This window comes from Stenotrophomonas sp. CASM110 (genome assembly GCF_049384345.1).
GTDB classification, from domain to species: Bacteria; Pseudomonadota; Gammaproteobacteria; order Xanthomonadales; family Xanthomonadaceae; genus Stenotrophomonas; species Stenotrophomonas muris.
Map to the genome: position 1 here is coordinate 110,260 of NZ_JBMRGI010000007.1, position 20,384 is coordinate 130,643.

The 20,384-nt window shown below is 67.4% G+C and carries 15 protein-coding genes; 2 read left to right on the plus strand and 13 right to left on the minus strand.

The window, feature by feature from the left end:
- Window positions 1-78 precede the first annotated feature (78 nt).
- From VG561_RS07860 to VG561_RS07895, 8 genes are all read right to left on the minus strand, one after another.
- A complete protein-coding gene (locus VG561_RS07860) occupies window positions 79-912 on the minus strand; it encodes a TrmH family RNA methyltransferase (RefSeq protein WP_046432259.1) in 834 nt (277 codons plus the stop codon).
- Window positions 913-2,421 carry an alanine/glycine:cation symporter family protein gene (locus VG561_RS07865; protein ID WP_262093310.1) on the minus strand — a complete coding sequence of 503 codons (1,509 nt, stop codon included), beginning with the start codon at window positions 2,419-2,421 and terminating at the stop codon, window positions 913-915.
- 182 nt (window positions 2,422-2,603) lie between these two features.
- Complete coding sequence (locus VG561_RS07870; protein WP_049440418.1) at window positions 2,604-3,206, minus strand: GNAT family N-acetyltransferase; 603 nt, start codon at window positions 3,204-3,206, stop codon at window positions 2,604-2,606.
- Window positions 3,199-6,324: an efflux RND transporter permease subunit gene (locus VG561_RS07875; RefSeq protein WP_262093311.1), complete on the minus strand. Its 3,126-nt coding sequence runs from the start codon at window positions 6,322-6,324 to the stop codon at window positions 3,199-3,201. The genes VG561_RS07870 and VG561_RS07875 overlap by 8 nt, the downstream gene beginning before the upstream one ends.
- Entirely contained in the window at window positions 6,321-7,427 is a 1,107-nt protein-coding gene (locus VG561_RS07880; protein WP_134809224.1) for an efflux RND transporter periplasmic adaptor subunit, read from the minus strand. Before VG561_RS07880 ends, VG561_RS07875 begins: the two co-directional genes overlap by 4 nt.
- 275 nt (window positions 7,428-7,702) lie before the next feature.
- Window positions 7,703-9,766 (minus strand): TonB-dependent copper receptor, encoded by a 2,064-nt coding sequence (locus VG561_RS07885; RefSeq protein ID WP_049440424.1) that lies wholly within the window; start codon window positions 9,764-9,766, stop codon window positions 7,703-7,705.
- A 72-nt stretch (window positions 9,767-9,838) separates the two neighbouring features.
- Window positions 9,839-10,258 carry a DUF2946 family protein gene (locus VG561_RS07890; protein ID WP_262093318.1) on the minus strand — a complete coding sequence of 140 codons (420 nt, stop codon included), beginning with the start codon at window positions 10,256-10,258 and terminating at the stop codon, window positions 9,839-9,841.
- A gap of 632 nt (window positions 10,259-10,890) precedes the next feature.
- A complete protein-coding gene (locus tag VG561_RS07895; protein ID WP_010481448.1) occupies window positions 10,891-11,874 on the minus strand; it encodes a LysR family transcriptional regulator in 984 nt (327 codons plus the stop codon).
- A 208-nt stretch (window positions 11,875-12,082) separates the two neighbouring features.
- On the opposite strand from VG561_RS07895, the gene cysK reads away from it, so the two are divergent.
- Window positions 12,083-13,042: a cysteine synthase A gene (cysK, locus tag VG561_RS07900; RefSeq protein WP_014648230.1), complete on the plus strand. Its 960-nt coding sequence runs from the start codon at window positions 12,083-12,085 to the stop codon at window positions 13,040-13,042.
- A gap of 273 nt (window positions 13,043-13,315) precedes the next feature.
- Window positions 13,316-13,915, plus strand: coding sequence for an O-acetyl-ADP-ribose deacetylase (locus VG561_RS07905; RefSeq protein ID WP_014648231.1), 600 nt, complete (start codon window positions 13,316-13,318; stop codon window positions 13,913-13,915).
- Window positions 13,916-14,007: 92 nt separating this feature from the next.
- Here VG561_RS07905 and VG561_RS07910 read toward each other — a convergent pair whose 3' ends face one another.
- The 5 genes from VG561_RS07910 to VG561_RS07930 form a co-directional block, all read right to left on the minus strand.
- Entirely contained in the window at window positions 14,008-15,150 is a 1,143-nt protein-coding gene (locus VG561_RS07910) for an ABC transporter substrate-binding protein (RefSeq protein WP_262093313.1), read from the minus strand.
- Between the two features lie 129 nt (window positions 15,151-15,279).
- Window positions 15,280-16,284, minus strand: a complete 1,005-nt coding sequence (locus VG561_RS07915) for a class I fructose-bisphosphate aldolase (RefSeq protein ID WP_014648233.1) — start codon at window positions 16,282-16,284, stop codon at window positions 15,280-15,282.
- Window positions 16,285-16,507: 223 nt separating this feature from the next.
- Window positions 16,508-17,974, minus strand: a complete 1,467-nt coding sequence (gene pyk / locus VG561_RS07920) for a pyruvate kinase (protein ID WP_032959168.1) — start codon at window positions 17,972-17,974, stop codon at window positions 16,508-16,510.
- 210 nt (window positions 17,975-18,184) lie between these two features.
- Window positions 18,185-18,838, minus strand: a complete 654-nt coding sequence (locus tag VG561_RS07925; protein ID WP_014648235.1) for an HAD hydrolase-like protein — start codon at window positions 18,836-18,838, stop codon at window positions 18,185-18,187.
- Window positions 18,835-20,010, minus strand: coding sequence for a phosphoglycerate kinase (locus VG561_RS07930; protein ID WP_014648236.1), 1,176 nt, complete (start codon window positions 20,008-20,010; stop codon window positions 18,835-18,837). The genes VG561_RS07925 and VG561_RS07930 overlap by 4 nt, the downstream gene beginning before the upstream one ends.
- Window positions 20,011-20,384 lie beyond the last annotated feature (374 nt).

Genomic DNA, 20,384 nt, shown 5'->3' on the forward strand with positions numbered 1-20,384 from the left:
CGCGCTTGACGCAATTACGGACCCTGGAAGGGGTCAGAGCCCTCGCCTGCGGCGAGGGATCCGACCCGGGATACCGGATCAGCCGCGGCGGCTCGCCCACTGCGCCAGCAGTACCGCCGTGGCCGAGGCCACGTTCAGGCTCTCCACCGCGCCGCTGCCGGGAATCGAGACCTGCTGGTCGCACGCTCCCGCCAGGCTGCGGTCCATGCCCTCGCCTTCGGCGCCCATCACATACACCAGGCGGGCCGGCAGCGAGGTGCGGAACACGTCGTCACCGCCCTCCACCAGGGTCGCCGCCAGGCCGAAGCCGGCCGCACGCAGCTGCGTCATCGCCTGGGCGGTCTCCGGCAGCTGCACCAGCGGCACCGCTTCTGCACCGCCCTCGGCCACGCGCGCGGCGGCACCGGACAGCGCCAGCGTGCTGCCGGCCGGCAGCAGCAGCGCCTTGGCGCCGAAGTGTGCGGCCGAGCGCAGGATCGCACCGAGGTTGTGCGGGTTGCCCACGCCATCAAGCCACAGCGCCAGCGCCGGGCCGTCGCCGACCTGCTCCAGCCACTGCGCCAGCGGCAGCGCCGGTGCGCGCAGCACATCGGCCACCACGCCTTCGTGGTGGGTGGTGCCGGCAAGCTTGTTCAGATCGCCGTCTTCAACCACGCGATACCCCACGCGGTTGGCCACGCACCACTTCAGCAGCGGCTGGAGGCGCGGAATGCGCGCCTCCAGCAGGTACAGCTTGCGCAGCGCCTGTGGCCGCGCTTCGAACGCGGCCAGCACGGCATTCAGGCCGTACAGGCGCAGCTCGTCGCTGCCACCGCGCCCACCACCGCCCGTGGCCGGCACCTCCGGGCGCGGCAACGGCGTTGCGCGCGGCGGACGGGCGGACGGGCGGCGGTTGTTCCAGGGGTTGTTCACTTACACACTCTCCTGCTTGCGCTGGCGCCAGAAATCGGCGTTCTTGATGCCCAGGGCATCAGGGTCGAACACCGGATCCAGGCCCAGCTTCTTCTGTCGTTCGTAGTCACGCAGGGCCAGCATCGCCGGCTTCTGGATGATGAGGATGGCAATGATGTTCAGCCAGGCCATCAGGCCGACGCCGATGTCACCCAGCGCCCAGGCCAGGGTCGCATTATGGAACGCGCCGAACACCACCATGCCGATGATGCCCAGGCGCAGCACCAGCACGGTCAGCGGGCGCTTCCTGTTGTGGTTCACATAGCTGAGGTTGGTCTCGGCCATGTAGTAGTACGCCATGATGGTGGTGAAGGCGAAGAAGAAGATGGCGATCGACACGAACGCCGAACCCCAGCCCGGCAGCACCGCTTCCACGCCGGCCTGGGCGTAGCCCGCACCTTCGGGAATGCCGGCCAGGCCCTGGAAGATCGGCGCGGCGCCCTCCACCGGCGAGTACACGTTGTAGGTACCACTGGCCAGGATCAGGAACGCGGTGGCGGTGCACACCATCATGGTGTCGAAGTAGATCGCGAAGGCCTGCACGTAGCCCTGCTTGGCCGGGTGCGAGACTTCCGAGGCGGCCGCTGCATGCGGGCCCGAGCCCTGGCCGGCTTCGTTGGCATAGATGCCGCGCTTGATGCCCCACTCCACCGCCAGGCCCATCATCGCGCCGAATGCGGCATGCGTGCCGAAGGCACTCTTGAAGATGATGCCGAACATTTCCGGCACGCGGTCGTAGTTGATGATCATGATGATGATGGCCATCAGGATGAAACCGGCGGCCATGAACGGCACCACCACTTCGGCGAAGTTGGCGATGCGCTTGACGCCACCGAAGATCACCACGCCCAGCAGCAGCGCCACCACGATGCCGATGCCCAGCTTCAGCGCCTGCACCGATTCCATGCCGAAGGCCTGGCCATCGAGCGGACCGCACAGCACGGTGCCACGGCAGGCGTTGATGATGCTGTCGGCAATGGCGTTGGCCTGTACGCCCGGCATCAGGAAGCCGGCGGCGATGATCGTGGCGATGGCGAAGGCCAGCGCGTACCACTTCAGGCCCATGGCCTTTTCGATGTAGTACGCCGGGCCACCGCGGTAGCGGCCTTCGGCGTCCTTGGTCTTGTAGATCTGCGCCAGGGTGCATTCCACATACGACGTGGACGCGCCGAGGAAGCCCATCACCCACATCCAGAAGATCGCACCGGGGCCGCCGAAGGCGATGGCCGTAGCCACGCCGGCGATGTTGCCGATGCCCATGCGGCCGGCCATCGACATGGCCAGGGCCTGGAACGAGGACACGCCGGCGTCGGATTTCTCACCCTTGACGGTGAGGCGGCACATCTCGAAGAAGCCACGGATCTGCATGAAGCGCGTGCGCAGGCTGAAGAACAGGCCGGCGCCCAGGCACACGAAGATCAGTGCCTTGCTCCAGATGATGCTGTTGATGAAGTGTACGGTTGCTTCCACGCGCGCTCTCTCCAGTCGGCGGGTTGTAAGGACGTCCCGTCGGCTGGAAGGGACCGGTCGATTCTCCCTGATCGCAGGCCGCTGCGGTAGCGCTGTTTTGTAGAGCCGAGCCCATGCTCGGCTTGGCCCCCCGAGGAGGCAGCCGAGCATGGGCTCGGCTCTACAACAGCCAGCCCGCGTGTTCACGGCAGCTGGGTGCGTACCCGGGCGAAACGGCGAAGGTCGTGCAGCACGCCGCGCTTGTAGACCGCGCAGCGCTCCACGCCCTCCTCCTGGAAGCCGTTCTTCTCCAGCACCCGCGCCGAGCCGAGGTTGAAGTCGACGACCGTGGCCTGCAGCCTGAACAGGCGCAGCTCGTCCATCACCCACGGTGCGAACAGCCCGACCACACGGGTCATCACGCCGTGCCCCCAATAGGCCTGGCCCAGCCAGTAGCCCAGTTCGGCGGTGTGCCCACGCTCGGCCATGCCCTGCTGGGCAGCGACGCTGCCGCAGGCCTGGCCGTCGATCTCGATGGCCAGATTCAGGGTTCCGGGGGCCAGCACGCGGCCGGCGAGGAAGGCCTCGCCATCGGTGCGCGTGTACGGGTACGGGAAACGGTCGCGCAGGCCGCGCGACACCTCGGGATCGTTGGCGTGGCGCAGCAGCGATTCCAGATCATCCGGGCGCCAGGGGCGCAGCTGGAAGCCGTCGCCTCGAAGTGGGGGCAGAGCCCTTTCCCTTTGGGAAAGGGGTCCGACCCCGTCAGCGAGGGACCCGATCCCGTCGGTGTGCCGGTCAGGCATGGCCGCCCACCGACGGCGATTCCGCTTCCTGCTTCTCCAGCTCGCGCTTCACCGCTTCCGGCGAACGGGTGTACGGGGCAAGCCGCGCGTAGAACGCCGGCACCACGAACAGCGACAGGAAGGTCGAGAGGGTCACGCCGAAGATGATCACGATGCCGATCGTGCCACGGCTGGCCGAACCGGGACCACCGGCCACCACCAGCGGAATGGCGCCGACCACGGTGGCGATCGAGGTCATCAGGATCGGGCGCAGGCGCACCATCGCCGATTCAATGATCGCCTCGCGCACGCTGCGCCCATCGTCGCGCAGCTGGTTGGCGAATTCGACGATGAGGATGCCGTTCTTCGCGGCCAGGCCAACCAGCATCACGATGCCGATCTGGCTGAACAGGTTCACCGTACCGCCACTCACCCACAACCCGACCAGCGCGCCGAGCACGCCCAGCGGCACGGTCAGCATGATGGTGAGCGGGTGGATGAAGCTCTCGAACTGCGCGGCCAGCACCAGGTAGACCACCAGCAGGGCCATGGCGAAAGTGAGCAGCACGGCGCCACCGGCGCTCTGGTACTCGCGCGATTCACCCTTCCAGTTCACCTGCGCGTACTGCGGCAGCTCTTCCTGGGCCACGTTCTGCGCCCAGGCAATGGCCTCGCCCAGCGGATAGCCCGGCGCCAGGCCGGCACTGATGGTGATCGAGCGCAGGCGGTTGAAGCGGTTCAGGGTGCCGGCCTCGGCCACTTCGCTCAACGTGACCAGGTTGGACAGCGGCACCAGTTCGCCAGAGGTGGCGCGCACGCGGATCGCGGCCAGGTCGGCCGGGCTGGCGCGACCGTCACGTCCGGCCTGCACCAGCACGTCGTACTCCTCGCCGTTGTCGACGAAGGTGGTGACGCGGCGCGAGCCCATCATGGTTTCCAGCGCCGAACCGATCGCGGTGACCGGCACGCCGAGATCGGCCGCACGCTGGCGGTCGATGTTGACCCGCATCTGCGGCCGGGTTTCCTTGTAGTCCGAGTCGGGGCCGACCAGGCCGGGGTTGTCGGTCATGCGCAGCAGGATGCGGTCGCGCCACTGCGCGATCTCCGCGTATTCCGGCCCACCCAGCACGATCTGGAACGGCTGCCCGCCGCTGCGCACCAGGCCGCCACCGACCTGGGTACGCACACGCACGCCACGGATGGTGTCCAGTTCCTTCTGCAGTTCGTTGGCCACGTCCGGCGTGGCCTCGCTGCGCTGGCGCCACGGCTGCAGGAAGATGCTGACGCGGCCGGTGTGCATTTCCTCGCTGGCACCGAAGCCACCGGGCACGCGCGGGTTGGCACGCACGATCGGCTTGTCCGGACCGACATGCGGGGCCAGCAGCGCCTCCACCTGCTGCACCTGCTGCACGGTGTAGTCGTAGCCGGCACCTTCCGGGCCGTCGATCATGATCTGGAACGAACCGCGGTCTTCGGCCGGCGCCAGTTCCGAGGGCAGCAGCTTGAGCAGGCCCCAGCTGGCGACCAGCGCGGCCACCATCACCAGCAGGTAGATCCAGGTGCGGTCGACATGGTGATCGAGCACCCGCCCATAGGCACCCGCGAGGCGTTCCAGGTTGCGGTTGATGAAGCCGTGCAGGCCACGTGGCGCCTGCCCGGTGTGCGGCTTGAGCAGCTTGGAGGCCATCATCGGCGTCAGTGTGAGCGCCACGAACGCGGACAACGCCACGGCGGCGGCCAGCGCCACTGCCAGCTCGCGGAACAGGCGCCCGGTGTTGCCTTCCAGGAAGCCGACCGGCAGGAACACTGCCACCAGCACGGCGGTGGTGGCGATCACCGCGAAGGCGACCTGCGCGGTGCCGCGCTTGGAGGCCACCAGCGGGGGTTCGCCCAGGTCGATGCGGCGCTGCACGTTCTCCACCACCACGATCGCATCGTCCACCACCAGGCCGATGCACAGCACCAGCGCCAGCAGGGTCAGCAGGTTGATCGAGAAATCGAACGCATACAGTGCGATGAACGCCGCGACCAGGCAGACCGGTACCGTCACCGCCGGGATCAACGCGGCGCGGAAACTGCCGAGGAACAGCCAGATCACCGCCAGCACCAGGATCATCGCCTCCACCAGCGTGGCGTAGACGCGGTCCACCGCCGCTTCGATGAAGGTGGTGTTGTCGAAGGCGACGAAGATCTGCGTGCCCTTGGGCAGGGTCAGCGCCACCCGCTCGGCTTCAGCGCGCGCGGTACGCGCCACGTCCAGCGAGTTGGCGGTGGAGGTCTTGACGATGCCCAGACCGATGCCGGGCTCGCCATTGCTGCGGTAGTACGCGCGGCGTTCGGCCGAGGCCAGCTCGATCTTCGCCACGTCGCCCATGCGCACCACGTAACCGTCGCGGCCCTTGCCCAGCGGGATGGTCGCGAAATCTTCGGGCTTGATGTAGTTGCGCTCCACGCGCAGGGTGAAATCACGGTCGGTCGACTCGATGCGGCCGGCCGGCAGCTCCACGTTCTCGTTGCGCAGCGCGGTTTCCACGTCGCCGGTGGTCAGCCCGCGTGCGGCCAGCTGGTCCCGGTCCAGCCAGATCCGCATCGCATAGCGCTGGCGGCCGCCGATGCGGACCTGGGCCACGCCATCGAGGCTGGAAAAGCGATCGACCACGTAACGGTCGGCGTAGTCGCTCAGCTCCAGCGTGTCCATGGTCGAGGAGACCATGTTGAACCAGATGATGGGGTCGGCATCGCTTTCGACCTTGGCGATCTCCGGTGGCCGCGCCTCTTCCGGCATGCGGTCGGCCACGCGGCTGACCGCATCGCGCACGTCGTTGGCCGCCGCTTCGATATCGCGGTTGGAGGTGAACTCGATGCTGACCTGCGAGCGGCCGTTGGTGCTGCGCGCGTTGATCGTATCGATGCCTTCGATGCCGGCCAGCGCATCTTCCAGCACCTGGGTGATGCGGCTTTCAATGACCGCCGCCGAGGCGCCGGTGTAGTCCACCGAGACCGAGACGATCGGCGGGTCGATGGCCGGCAGTTCGCGCAGGGTCAGGCGGGTGAAGGACATCACGCCCAGCACCAGCAGCAACAGGCTCATCACCACGGCGAACACCGGCCGCTGGATGGAGATGTCGGACAGCTTCATCCGCCGTGGCCCTCGGCCGCGGCCGGCGCAGCGTCTTCAGCGGGCTTTGCACCACTGGCGGGCGCTGCGTCCTTGGCGGCAACCTTCAGGCCCGGACGCAGCTTGCCGGTGCCATCGACCACGATGCGCTGGCCCGCTTCCAGACCCTGCCTGATCTCGACCACGCCGGCACGGCGCGCGCCGGTCACCACGTCCACACGCTCGACGCTGTCGTCAGCCTTGATGCGGTACACGAAGGTATCGCGACCGACCTGCACCACGGCGATTTCCGGAATCACCAGCGCCGGGCGCTCGGGGCGGAACAGGCGCACGTCCAGCAGCATGCCAGGACGCAGCGCATGGTCGCCGTTGGCAAAGTCGGCGCGCACGGTCACGGCACGGGTGGCCGGGTCGATGCGCGCATCAATGGTGCTGACCACGCCCTCGAAGGTGCGGCCCGGCCAGGCCACGCTGGTGGCGCTGACCTTGTCACCGACGCCCAGCGCAGCCAGTTCCACTTCAGGCACCTGGAAATCGATGTGCATGTGCTCGATGTCATCGAGCGTGGCGATGACCGTGGTCGGGGTCACCAGCGAGCCAGGGCTGACCTGACGGATGCCGAGCACGCCGGCGAACGGCGCGCGCACGCGGCGATCACCGATGTCTGCCTGCATCTGCATCACGCGCGCTTCGGCGGCATCGCGGATCGACTTCTGCGTATCCAGCGTGGCGCTGGACACCAGCCGCTGGGCGGCCAGCTCGCGCTGGCGCTTGTACAGCTGATCGGCTTCATGGAAGGTCGCCTGCGCCTGCACCAGCGCGGCCTCCTGGGCCTGCCCACGAAGGGTCACGATCGGCGCACCGGCAGCAATGTGCTGGCCGCTTTCGAAATGCACTTTCTCGACGATCTCACTGACCTTGGCGGTCACGCTGATCGATTCGCGCGCCTTGGCCGTGCCAAGCGCCTGCAGGGTGTCGCTCCACTGACGGGACTGCACGACCTGCGCAGTGACCGGCACCGCTTCTCCCTGCCGACGCGCGGCGGCCTCCTGTTTGCCTGCGCACCCGGCCAGCATGGCCAGGCTGAGGCCAAGGGCCAGGGTCGAAGCGATACGAGCCAACATGAACGGTCCAAATTGATCCACGGCCGCCGAGTGTAGGCAAGTGCCCCTGAAAGCGGTATGTGCCAAGCGTTTACCAGCGTGGAACCAGGGCTGCGATAGCGCCTTGAACCCATTCCGTGCAAGGCTGCCATGGGCAGTGTCGGCGTGTATCGGGGTGTATCCCGTCGTGCACCACCGGGTCAGTCATCGTAGAGTCGAAGCTGCCCGACGGAGGGCGTCGGGCGGGGACGGATCCTGGCGGGGATCCGGCCCCGTTTTTTTTTACACCCGGCGGATCAATACCGGTAGTTCAGCTTCATCCACACGCTGCGCCCCGGCTCGTTGATGCGCACCGGGTCGGCCGGGAAGCCGAAGTCGGCGCTGCCGGCCAGGTTCAGGTGCTCGCTGTAGGCGCGGTCGAACAGGTTGTCGACGCCTGCGCTGAGCTGCAGCTGCGAACCGAAACGGTACGCCGCGTTGAGCGCGAAGGTGGCAAAGCCCGCGCTCGGCCCGAGATCCTGCGCGACCACGTTGCCCTGGCCATCTGCGACACGATGCTGGTGGGTCACCGCGCGCAGCAGCGCACCGGCGCTCCAGCGCTGGCCTTCCCAGTTCGCACTCAGGCGCGCTTCCAGCGGCGGCATCTGCGGCAGCGGACGCTGCTGGTCGCGGTTCTCGCCCCAGGCATAGGCCAGCGTGCCACCCAGCTTCCACTGTTCGGCCACGCTCACTTCCAGCCCCGCCTCGGCACCGGCGATGCGCGCATCGACGTTGCTGGCCTGGCTCATCCCCATCGCGCCGCTGCGGTGGTAGGTGAACAGGATGTAGTCCTGGATCTGCCCGGTGTACGCCGAGACCCAGGCCTGCACGCGCGGTCCCTTGTACTGCAGGCCAGCGTCGAGCTGGGTGGTGCGCTCGGGCTGGATGCCGGCAAACGCGTTCACCGCATCGGCCGGGCCGTGGTCGGGCGAGAACAGCTCCCAGTAGTCGGGCATGCGTTCACTGTGGCCGAGGCCGGCGTACCAGGTCAGGCCGTCGGCCAGGTCCTGCTCGTAGCGCAGGAAGCCACTGCCGAGCCATTCCTTGCGACGCTGGCCCGCAGTCGGATTGGGCATGTTGCCCATCATTCCGCGGAGCGACTGCCGCTCGTCGCGCACGCTGGCGCGATCGATGCGCAGGCCGCTGATCCAACGCTGATCGGTGCCGGCGCCGAGGGTCAACTCGGTGAACACGCCATAGCGGCGGAAGTGGGCATCGGTCTCCCACGCCACCTGGCGATAGGTGCCGCGGCCCATGCCCATGCGCCCACGATGGCGGCTGTCTTCGCCGTCCACGCCCGCCACCAGCTGCACGTCCTGCCAGCGCCACTCGGAACTGACCCGGCCGCCCAGGGTACGGCGATCCACGTTCGAGGCCATCGGCATCGGCATCATGCTATTCGGGTTCGGCGCACGCAGCGTATAGTTGTCCATCACGTGATCGGCCTCGTTGTAGTACACGTTGGCCTGCACCGTGTCCCACGCACCCGGCAGGTTGCGCTTCTCGAAGCGCGCGGCATAGCTGGTGCGTTCGAACGCGGCCCCGTCCATGCCGCGTCCCGCATAGCGTGCGATCGCATCTCCGGCACCGGCAGAAATTTCCAGCAGCGTGTCGGCATCCGGCGTCCAGCCGATCGCTACGTCACCGTTCCACTTGCGCCACTTCGATGGCACCACATCGCCGTGGCCGTCCTTGTAGTCATCGGCTTCGGAACGGTTGCCACTGGCGCGCACATAGCCGGTCGGGTTGCCCAGGGTCAGGTCGAGCACCTGGTCGTTGCGGTTGCGCGAACCGACCAGCGCACTGGCATCGGCACGCAGGCCCGGCTCTTCGAAGCGCGGTGTATCGCGCTCGAAGCGTACGGTGCCAGCCGAGGCACCTGCGCCCCAGCGCACGCTCTGCGGGCCCTTGATGATGGTCAGCCGGTCGAAGCTTTCCGGCGCGATGTAGGACAGCGGATTGTCCATGCGCGACGGGCAGGCACCGATCAGGTTGCCGTCATTGCTGAGGATGTTCAGGCGCGAACCGAACATGCCGCGCAGCACCGGGTCACCGTTGGTGCCGCCGTTGCGGATGGCGGAGAAACCGGGAACGGTCTTCAGGTAATCGGCGCCATCACTGGCGGGTACCGGCTGCCGCGGCAGGCGTGGGTCGGTCACCCAGTGCAGTGGCGAGGACGGTGCGGCAGCGGTGACCACCAGGGTGTCGAGGGTACGCGCCTCTTCGGCGGGCGCGGCATGGGCGAGCGTTGCAGCTGCGGCCAGGCCAAGGGCAACCGGCAGGCGCGCACAGGCGCCCGCGGGGCGGGAAGTCATTTTCATCGGAACAGCTCCAAGGTACGCACGCGCGCACGGCGCCCGGTCAGGCGTCGTGCGGCAGATTCGACAGGGACATCAGCGAACGATGGAGAAAGGCGGCGGCCCACGCGCGGCATGCGCCGGCCAGCACAGCGCGGGCAGCACCTGCCGCGACCAGGGGAACACCAGCCGCGGCCGCCACAACAGCGGCAACAGCAGCACAAGCACGGCCAGCCACGGCAGCAGGCGCATCGCCAGCACGCAGTATTCGCAGGCTTCGCCGTGCATGGCGTGGGGATCGGCCGGTGGGGCCGGATCCCTCTGCCCATGCAGAGGGCTCTGACCCAATCCGGCGCCATCATGCTGCATGTGCGCGTGGTCCATGCCGGCCATCGCAGCGTGGCCCACCGATGGCGCCTTCAGCGCGCGGCTGACCAGCGGCGCAAGCACCATCAGCAGCGTCGCCAGGACGGCAAGCTGGAGCAGAAGGCGCTGCGGGCGGGACAGCCGGGTCATCCCGCTAGTGTAGAGCCGGGTCCAGGGTTGCCCGTGCGACGAACCGTCGCAGGAGGGGTTTATCGGCAGGGCTGCGCCCTGCACCTGCAGAGGCCACGTCCACGGCAAGAGCCGAAGCAACAGCAAAAGCAAAAGCTGGCTTCCTGTTGAATGGCGGGGCGGGTCCGGTTGCGGGAGACGCCGTAAACCCATCCATGGGGGCTTGGCCGCGGCATCCATGCCGCGGACACTCCCGCAACCGGACCCACCCCGCCTTCGACAGTTTCCTGCGGTCTGTTGGAACGGCTTTGGGGTCAGATCCGTTTTCCGAAGGAAAACGGATCTGACCCCAGATGCATTTCGACATCTGACAGCTTTCATCCACGCATGGCGTGGATCTACCGTGTCGACCAAGGTCGACACCTACCTACAGCCATCGAAATCTGTCAGAGGTGGGGCGGTGTGGGCAGACAGGACCGTTGGCGCCATGGATGGCGCCATCGAGCCCCCAGGGATGGGTTTACGGCGTGTCCTGCCTGCCCACACCGCCCCGCCTCCCACGGAAGCCAGCTGTTGCTTCGGCTGTTGCTGTTGCTTCGGCTGTGCCATTGATTCGTCAGGTGCAGGGCTGCAAGCCCTGCTCGACCAACCCCTCACACCGTGATGGTCTGGGTCAGTGATTCCCAGGTCGGTGGCACCGGCCACGCGGCCGCCTGGTTGCCATCCAGCACCCGCCGCAGGTCGCGGGGATCGATCTGCGGTGCCAGCACATGCACCAGCTCCAGCGCGTAATCACGCAGCACGCGGTCGCGCGGCAGCACCGCCCAGGCGATGCACTCGCTGATCGGGTCCGGCGCCGGCCACGACCTCAGGTCTTCGTCGTTGGAACTGACCGCCATTTCGGCCAGCAGGCCCACGCCCAGGCCGGTACGCACATAGGTCTTGATCAGATCGGCATCCAGCGCGGTCAGCGCCAGATCCGGCACCAGCCCGTTGGCGGCAAACGCACGCTGCAGCGACGAATTCGGGCGGGTCGAGGATTCGTAGCTGATCAATGGTTGCCGGGCCAGCGCGGCCAGGTCCGGTGCACGCCCGGCGCGGTCCAGCGGGTGGCCCTTGGGCACCACCACCAGGCGTCGCCAGCGGAACAGTGGCACCGCGATGCCATCGGTGGGCTCCCCCCCAGCGGTGCTGATGATGGCGATATCCGCGTCACCCTGGTTCAAGCGATCCAGCGCGTCGGCTTCACCGGCCTGCTGCAGGTGCACGCTGACCTGCGGGTAAGCCTGCTTGATCGCCGCCACCGCCGGCGGCAGCACGAAGCGCGCCTGGGTGTGGGTGGTGGTCAGGATCAGCTGGCCCTGGCTCTCGCGCCGCTGGTTGGCCGCGTAGGTGCGGATGTTGTTGGCCTCGGCCAGCACGGCGCGGGCGCGGGCGATCACCTCGGTCCCGGCCGGGGTGACCGACTCCAGGCTGCGGCCCTTGCGCACGAACAACAGGAAACCCAGCTCGTCCTCCAGCTGCTTGAGCTGCTTGGACAAGCCGGGCTGGGTGGCATGCACGCGCGAGGCGGCCAGCGTGATGTTCAGCTCGGCGTCGGCGATGGCAACCAGGTAGCGCAGCTGGGTCAGCGTCATGGGCAGGCAGGCGGCGTGGGGCGGAGGTCCACTCTAGGGTCAATTGCCGTCACCAGCTTATAACCAAAGGTTGTTTAAGAAAGGTATCTGGTCATTTCCGGGCGTCATATGCCGGCGCTACGGTCAGCCGGCAGCCGCTGGCCTGAACAGCCAGCCCTCCCCCTTCGCCCGCCGAAGCCCGGCGCGGCCCCGTTTCCGGAGCGCTTCCATGGCCCTGTACGACTCCATCCTCGACACCGTCGGCAACACCCCCATCGTCAAGCTGCAGCGTCTGGCACCGCCGCAGGTCAGCGTTTACGCCAAGGTCGAGTCGTTCAATCCGGGCGGCTCGGTCAAGGACCGCCTGGCTTTGGCGATCATCCTCGACGCTGAAGCGCGTGGCCTGCTCAAGCCGGGCGACACCATCGTGGAGGCCACCTCGGGCAATACCGGCGTGGCACTGGCGATGGTCGCCGCAGCGCGCGGCTACAAGTTCGTGGCGACCATGGTCGAGACCTTCTCGGTCGAGCGCCGCAAGCTGATGCGTGCCTATGGTGCCAAGGTGATCCTGACCCCGGCCGCCGAACGCGGCAGCGGCATGGTGCGCAAGGCAGCCGAACTGGCCGAACAGCACGGTTGGTTCCTGGCCAGCCAGTTCGCCAACCCGGCCAACCCGGCCTATCACCGCAACACCACCGCCGCGGAAATCCTGCGCGACTTCGCCGGCAAGCGGCTGGACTATTTCGTCAGCGGCTGGGGCACCGGCGGCACACTCACTGGTGTGGGCGAAGTGCTGAAGGTCGCGCGCCCGCAGACCCGCATCATCGCCACCGAGCCGGCCGGCGCCGCCCTGCTCAAGGGCGATGACTGGAAGCCGCACAAGATCCAGGGTTGGACCCCGGACTTCGTGCCGGACGTGCTCAACCGCGATGTGGTGGACGAACTGGTCTCGGTCGAAGATGACCGCGCGATCGCCACCGCGCGCCGCCTGGCCGCCGAGGAAGGCATCTTCGTCGGCATCTCTGCCGGTGCCACCGTGGCCAGCGCGCTGGACGTGGCTGCCCGCGCCGAACCCGGCGCGGTGATCCTGGCGATGCTGCCGGACACTGGTGAACGCTATTTCTCCACACCGCTGTTCGCCGATGTCAACGAAGGCTCCGACGACGACTGGCTGGCCGGCCTGCCGTAAACCGCCCGGGGTCGGATCCCTTTGCCGCAGGGAAAGGGCTCTGACCCCACCCGCGTGGATCAGCGACAGGGGTCAGAGCCTTTCCCATGCGGGAAAGGATCTGACCCCGTTCTGCTTCAGCCTGCGTGAAGGCGTCGCCCGCCATCGTGCGTGAAGGCCGTCGGATCGCAGCGCGTGAGACGGTCATGACGCAGTATCGATGCCCTGTCCCCTACCGTGGGAACAGCCGGCGCAGATGCTGCGCGGATCACCTCACAGGCAGGAGACGGACGCATGAAGATCGAGGTTTGGCAGGGTGACATCACGACCCTGGCGGTGGATGCGATCGTCAACGCGGCCAACGAAACACTGCTCGGTGGCGGCGGTGTCGACGGCGCGATCCATCGCGCGGCCGGCCCCGCATTGCTGGCCGAGTGCGCGCAGTTGCCGGAGCTGCGCCCGGGCGTGCGTTGCCCGACGGGCGAAGTGCGCGCCACCAGCGCCCATGCGCTGCCGGCGCGCCATGTACTGCACACGGTGGGCCCGGTCTGGCATGACGGCCAGCGCGACGAACCGGCGCTGCTTGCCAACTGCTACTGGAAGTCGCTGCAGCTGGCCGAGTCGCTGGGCGTGCAGTCGATCGCGTTCCCGGCGATCAGCTGCGGCGTCTATGGCTATCCGCTGTACCAGGCGGCGCAGATCGCAGTGACCGAAACGCTGGCGTGGCAGCGCAGCCATGCGCAACCGATGCGCATCGTGCTGGTGGCGTTCAATACCGCTACGGCCAAGGCCTACCAGCAGGCGTTGAGCGCCGCCGGGCAAAGCGCGGACAGCGAACCGCGCGGGTCGATGCTGCCGCCCCTGGGCGATGCGGGTTTTGCCGCCGCGCACTGAATCCCGGTGCGCGACGTAAAGAAAAAGGCCGGGCAGTGCCCGGCCTTTTCCGTTGCACCGTTGTGCTCAGCCACGCATGGCGTGGGTCACGCTCAACGGCTGGCAGCTTCCACCGCGGCGGCGTCATCGGCCACGGCGGCTGCGTCGGCTGCGGCGCGTGCCGCCGAGGCCGCAGCCCCATCGGCGCTGGCGCCATCCACCTGCACGCGCACTTCCACCATGCCCGCGCCATTGTTCAGGCTGGACACGTCGACCGTGTAATGACCGGCCGGCAGGGTCTCTTCCAGGCGCGAATTGGTGCCGTTGCCACCATCGTCGTCGGTCAGCTCGACGTCGCCACCGACCACGCGCAGCACGGTATCAACCTGGCTGGAAATCGCATCCAGGCGCACATCGGCCGGGCGGTCCAGCGACAGCAGGAAGCGGCGACGGCCATCGTTGTCGAGCATCGTGTACACGCTGCCCGACTTCGGCAGTGCCGTGCCATCGCGCTCGACCAGATTGCCGGGCAGCTCGATGCGGTTGGCCGACAGGGTGAACATGCCGCTGACGCCGTCGCCGAGGCCGCGCGCGGTCAGGGTGTACTTGCCCGGCTTCAGTGACAGGGTCAGGCGCGAGTTGGTGCTGTCGCCGCCATCGTCATTCTCTGCATCCACGCCCTGGCCCGACAGCTTCAGCACCGGATCGAAGACATCCGACACCAGGCGGATCTCGTACAGGCCGGCCTTGTCCACCTGCAGGGTGTAGTCCTGGGAACCACCGGCCAGCATGTCGACGATCTCGCCGCTGTCCGCCAGCGGCTTGCCGTCGTACGGCACCAGCTTCTCGGCGCGCAGGCGGTAAGGACCGTAGTCGGTCGAGCCGTTGGCGTTGACCGCCACCTGGTAGGTGCCGCCACCGTTGGCACGGAAGGCCACCGAGACGTCGCCTTCGCGCTCGTAGCCGGTGTTGCTGCTGGCCACCAGGCTGCCGTTGTTGAACACGGCGATCGAGCCGCTCAGCGAACCGGTCAGCTTCAGCCCGACCAGCTGCTTGTCTTCCAGCTTGATCTGGTAGAGCTGGTGGTGGCTGCCGTCGTTGTAGTTGATGCCGCTGCGCGAGGTGATCTCGCCGGATACCGGCTTGTCGAAATCGAGTGACGCGGCCTTGCCCGCGTCCGCGCCGCCGCCGATGCGGTTGCAACCGCTGGCGACCAGGACCGTGGCAACGGCCAGTGTGATTGCTGCCAAACGCATGTTGTTTCTCCTTGGCCTTCCATGTGGTTCCCGCATACCGGCCGGGCACGCGGGGGCGGAAAAGATACCCGCAAAAGCAAACGCCGGCGTGATGCCGGCGCTGCCTTGTTCATCCGGCGATGGGACGGATCAACCGTTCCACTTGCCCAGCGCGGCCAGGCCGTTGTCCTTGGCGCGCTCGTACACCGTCTTCTGGGCAGCAGCGTAGTTGCCCTTCATGTCCTTGGCCCACAGCTTCAGCGCGGCCTGCTGCATGGCGCGGCCGTAGGAGAAGCTCAGCGGCCACGGCAGGTTGCCCAGCTGGTTCATCGCGTTCAGGTGCTCGGTGGACTGCTCGTCGCTCTGGCCACCGGACAGGAACACCACGCCCGGCAGGATCGCCGGCACGGTGCTCTTCAGGCACATCACGGTCGACTCGGCCACTTCCTCGACATCGGCCTGCTCTTCACAGTCCTTGCCGGAGATGACCATCGAGGCCTTCAGGATGGTGCCTTCCAGCAGCACGTTCTGCTGGTACAGCGCGTCGAACAGCGAGCGCAGGGTGGCTTCGGTGACTTCGTAGCAGGTTTCGATGTCGTGGTCGCCGTCCATGATCACTTCCGGCTCGACCATCGGCACCAGGCCGCATTCCTGGCACAGCGCTGCATAGCGGGCCAGCGCATGGGCATTGGACTCGATGCAGGTGCCCGACGGGATGCTCTCGCCGATGTTGATGACCGCACGCCACTTGGCGAAGCGCGCGCCCAGCTTGTAATACTCCTGCAGGCGCTCGCGCAGGCCGTCGAGGCCTTCGGTCACCAGCTCGCCCGGGCAGCCGGCCAGCGGGTGCGCACCCTTGTCCACCTTGATGCCCGGAATCATGCCGTGGTCGGCCATGTACTTGGCGAACGGCACGCCGTCCTTGGTCGACTGGCGGATGGTCTCGTCGTACAGGATGGCGCCGGAAATGTGCTCGTTGAGCTTCGGCGTGGTCAGCAGCAGCTCGCGGTAGGCGCGACGGTTCTCCTCGGTGTTCTCGATACCGACGCCGGCGAAACGCTTGGCGATGGTAGCGGTGGATTCGTCGATCGCGATGATGCCCTTGCCCGGGGCGACCATGGCCTGGGCGGTTTCAGCCAGCTGTTCGATGCTCATGTATTTCCTGTGGCGGGTGCGGGAAAAACGTAAGTATAGCCCTGCTGCCCGTTGCCTCGCCGTGGAGGACAGGATGGAAACGCTTCCACGTCTACGCAGGACAAAGGATGTCCTGCGGCATGGGGTCAGAGCCCCTTCAGGGATCTGACCCCTGGTCAGTACGGGGTCAGATCCCTTCAGGGCTCTGACCCCAGATCGGCAGCGCCGACCCGACCGTCAGGGCTTACAGATCGCCCAGGCCGATGGCGCGGCCATCCTCGCCCACTTCCAGCAGGCGCAGGGTGTTGGTGGCACCATGGGTTTCCATGTGCTCGCCGCTGGTGAACACAACGCGGTCACCGGCCTGCAGCAGTTCCGATTCGACCAGCAGGCGGATGCTGCCGCGCGCCGCTTCACGCGGGGTCAGGCCGCGGCTGTCGAAGTTGATCGGGAACACATCGCGCATCAGCGCCATCTGGCGACGCGCGCCGTCGTGGCGGGTGACCGCGAACACCGGCGCCTTGGCGCGGAAACGCGACAGGTAACGCGCGGTGCCGCCGGATTCGGTCATGGCCACGATCGCGCGCACGCCCACATGCTGCGACAGGAACATGGTGGCCATGGCAATTGCCTGGTCGGCACGTTCCAGGTTGCGCGGCGAGGCGTTGAAATCGGTCTCGGTCTGGAACTGGCGCTCGGCACCCAGGCAGATGCGTGCCATCGCTTCCACCGCCTTGACCGGGTAGGCACCGGCGGCGGTTTCCGCCGACAGCATCACCGCGTCGGTACCGTCGATGACCGAGTTGGCCACGTCCAGCACTTCGGCGCGGGTCGGGATCGGGCTTTCCACCATCGACTGCAGCATCTGCGTGGCGGTGATCACCACCTTGTTCTGCGCCAGCGAGGCCTTGATGATCTTCTTCTGCAGGCCCGGCAGCTCGGCATCGCCGATTTCCACGCCAAGGTCGCCACGGGCAACCATCACCACGTCGCTGGCCTCGACGATTTCTTCCAGGTTCTCGATCGCCTCGGTGCGCTCGATCTTCGATACCAGGGCGGCATCACAGCCGTGCGAGCGGGCGATGTCGCGCGCGTCGTTCATGTCCTGCGCGTTGCGGCAGAACGACACGGCGATGAAGTCCACGCCGATCTTGGCAACGATGCCGATCAGTTCCTTGTCGCGCTCGGTCAGGGCACCCAGCGACAGGCCGCCGCCCTGCTTGTTCAGGCCCTTGCGGTCGGACAACACACCATCGTTGAGCACGGTGTTGACGATGCGCTCGCCCTGCACTTCCACCACCTGCAGCTGCATCAGGCCGTCGTCGAGCAGCAGCACATCACCCGGGCCCACGTCCTGCGGCAGGCCGAGGTAGCTCACGCCCACCTGGCTGGCGTTGCCCGGGCCGGCGTTCTCGCTGGCGATCAGGTCGAAGCGGTCACCCGCCTTCAGCTGCACCTTGCCTTCGGCGAAGCGCTCGATGCGGATCTTCGGGCCCGGCAGGTCGGCCAGGATGCCCACTTCCACGCCCACGCGGGCCGACGCGGCGCGCACTTCGGCAGCACGCTTGGCCTGGCCGGACGGATCGCCATGGCTGAAGTTCAGGCGCACCACATTGACGCCGGCGCGGAAAAGATCCTCCAGCACGCCCGGCGGATCAGTGGCCGGACCGAGGGTGGCAAGGATCTTGGTGCGACGCTGACGCTCGAACATGGTGGATGGGCCTCTCCCGTTAAAGAACGGAAATTAGCACATCCTTCACGCCGCATGTATACGGTTACAGCCTTGTGCTGCCTGACTCCGCAGGTCATGCAACGGACATTGTCCGGACATACGCTGGCGCAGGGCATTCCATAGAGCCGAGCCCATGCCCGGCTGGCCACTCGCCGGAGCAGCCGGGCATCGGCTCGGCGCTACAGGAAGCTAGGCCAGCAGCGTTTCCAGCTGCGCCGGTTCGCGTGCCAGCTGGCCAGCGCCGGCCGCGGTGAGTTCCGCCTCACCGCCAAAGCCCCACAGCACACCCACGCTGCGCAGGCCGTGGTGACGCGCGCCTTCGATGTCCATGCGGCGGTCGCCGATCATCCAGCACTGTGCGGGCTGCACCTGCAGCCGGCGCAGAGCTTCCCCGACCAGCTCCGGCTTGTGGCTGCGCGAGCCATCCAGGGTCGAACCGATGATCTCCTCGAACAGCCCGCCAAACGGCAGGTGCGCAAGGATGCGGCGCGCATGCGGCTCGTTCTTGGCGGTGACCACCGCCAGGCGGTGGCCACGGCCATGCAGCGTGCGCAGCGTGTCTTCCACCTGCGGGTACACCGTGTGTTCACGCCAGCCTTCGACGTCGAAGCGCTCACGGTAGTAGCCCACCGCCTGTTCCACCCGTGCCGGTTCGACGAACAGCGGCGCGAAGGTGGTGCGCAGCGACGGACCGATCCAGCCCAGCAGCGTCTCCTGCGGCGGCACCGGATGGTCCATCTTCTGCAGCGCATAGGCGATGCAGGCGGTGATGCCCACCTGCGAATCGATCAGCGTGCCGTCGAGGTCGAAGAACAGGACATCCTTGCTACGGTCGGCACTCATGCGCCGCGCGCGTCGAGCGCGGCGACGGCCGGCAGGGTCTTGCCTTCCAGGAACTCCAGGAACGCACCACCGCCAGTGGAGATATAGCTGACCTGCCCGGCGATATCGAACTTGTCGACCGCCGCCAGGGTGTCGCCACCGCCCGCGATGGAGAATGCCGGCGAGCTGGCGATGGCGCGGGCCAGCGCTTCGGTGCCCTTGCTGAAGGCTTCGAACTCGAACACGCCGACCGGGCCGTTCCAGACCACGGTGCCGGCCTTTCCGATCAGCTGCGCGTACTGCGCAGCGGTCTGCGGGCCAATATCCAGGATCAGGTCGTCCTCGGCGACGGCGTCGACCGCCTTCACTTCGGCAACAGCGTCCGGCATGAACTGCTTGGCGGTGACCACGTCGACCGGCAGCGGGATGTCGGCGCCACGCGCCTTGGCATCGGCCACGATCTTCTTCGCGGTGTCCAGCAGGTCCGGCTCATACAGCGACTTGCCGACCTTGTAGCCGGCGGCAGCGATGAAGGTGTTGGCGATGCCACCACCAACGATCAGCTGGTCGACCTTGCCGACCAGGTTGGCCAGCAGTTCCAGCTTGGTGCTGACCTTGCTGCCGGCAACGATGGCCAGCAGCGGCTTGGCCGGTGCGTCCAGCGCCTGCGCCAGCGCGTCCAGCTCGGCCATCAGCAGCGGGCCACCGGCCGCGACCGGGGCGAAGCGGATGACGCCATGGGTCGAGGCCTGCGCGCGGTGTGCGGTACCAAAGGCATCCATCACGAACACGTCGCACAGGGCGGCGTACTTCTTCGACAGGGCCTCGTCGTCCTTGCCCTCGCCGACGTTCATGCGGCAGTTTTCCAGCAGCACCAGCTGGCCCGGCTGCACGTCGACGCCGTCGACCCAGTCACGCACCAGCGGAACCTCGCGGCCGAGCAGCTCGGACAGGCGCTGGGCGACCGGCGCCAGCGAGTCGGCCTCGCTCCACACGCCTTCCTTCGGGCGCCCCAGGTGCGAGGTGACCATCACTGCCGCGCCCTGCTCCAGCGCGCGCTTGAGCGTCGGCAGCGAAGCGGTGATGCGCTGTTCGGAAGTGATGCGGCCATTCTCGATCGGCACGTTCAGATCCTGGCGGATCAGCACGCGCTTGCCGGAGAGGTCGAGGTCGGTCATGCGGACGATGGACATGGGCAACTCTTTGGCTCAGGGACGGGATGCCGGGCTACGGCAGGCGGCCATTGTATCGGGTGGCGATGCCTGCGGCAGGCAGAGGCGTACGGCAACAGCGAACTGCAACAGCCAAAGCGCTGGCGCTTCTTGGTGCTGAGGGTGAGCCGGGGTGCTGTGGGGTGGCAGGGGACGCCGTAAACCCGTCCATGGGGGCTTGGTCGCCGCATCCATGCGGCTCACACCCCTGCCACCCCACACCATCCCGGCCTTGACAGGTTCATGAGGCGGAGCGGATGGCAAAGGCAGGAGCAAGAGCGGTTTCTGATGTCGGAGAAACTAATGTAGAGCCGAGCCCATGCTCGGCTGGGTCTACCGCGAGCAGCAGCCGAGCG

Bases quoted from the DNA above. Each gene is read 5' to 3' on its own strand.
- VG561_RS07870 (WP_049440418.1), bottom strand. From the start codon at position 3,206: ATGCCTGACCGGCACACCGACGGGATCGGGTCCCTCGCTGACGGGGTC.
- VG561_RS07875 (WP_262093311.1), bottom strand. From the start codon at position 6,324: ATGAAGCTGTCCGACATCTCCATCCAGCGGCCGGTGTTCGCCGTGGTG.
- VG561_RS07880 (WP_134809224.1), bottom strand. From the start codon at position 7,427: ATGTTGGCTCGTATCGCTTCGACCCTGGCCCTTGGCCTCAGCCTGGCC.
- VG561_RS07885 (WP_049440424.1), bottom strand. From the start codon at position 9,766: ATGAAAATGACTTCCCGCCCCGCGGGCGCCTGTGCGCGCCTGCCGGTT.
- VG561_RS07890 (WP_262093318.1), bottom strand. From the start codon at position 10,258: ATGACCCGGCTGTCCCGCCCGCAGCGCCTTCTGCTCCAGCTTGCCGTC.
- VG561_RS07895 (WP_010481448.1), bottom strand. From the start codon at position 11,874: ATGACGCTGACCCAGCTGCGCTACCTGGTTGCCATCGCCGACGCCGAG.
- cysK (WP_014648230.1), top strand. From the start codon at position 12,083: ATGGCCCTGTACGACTCCATCCTCGACACCGTCGGCAACACCCCCATC.
- VG561_RS07905 (WP_014648231.1), top strand. From the start codon at position 13,316: ATGAAGATCGAGGTTTGGCAGGGTGACATCACGACCCTGGCGGTGGAT.
- VG561_RS07910 (WP_262093313.1), bottom strand. From the start codon at position 15,150: ATGCGTTTGGCAGCAATCACACTGGCCGTTGCCACGGTCCTGGTCGCC.
- VG561_RS07915 (WP_014648233.1), bottom strand. From the start codon at position 16,284: ATGAGCATCGAACAGCTGGCTGAAACCGCCCAGGCCATGGTCGCCCCG.
- pyk (WP_032959168.1), bottom strand. From the start codon at position 17,974: ATGTTCGAGCGTCAGCGTCGCACCAAGATCCTTGCCACCCTCGGTCCG.
- VG561_RS07925 (WP_014648235.1), bottom strand. From the start codon at position 18,838: ATGAGTGCCGACCGTAGCAAGGATGTCCTGTTCTTCGACCTCGACGGC.
- VG561_RS07930 (WP_014648236.1), bottom strand. From the start codon at position 20,010: ATGTCCATCGTCCGCATGACCGACCTCGACCTCTCCGGCAAGCGCGTG.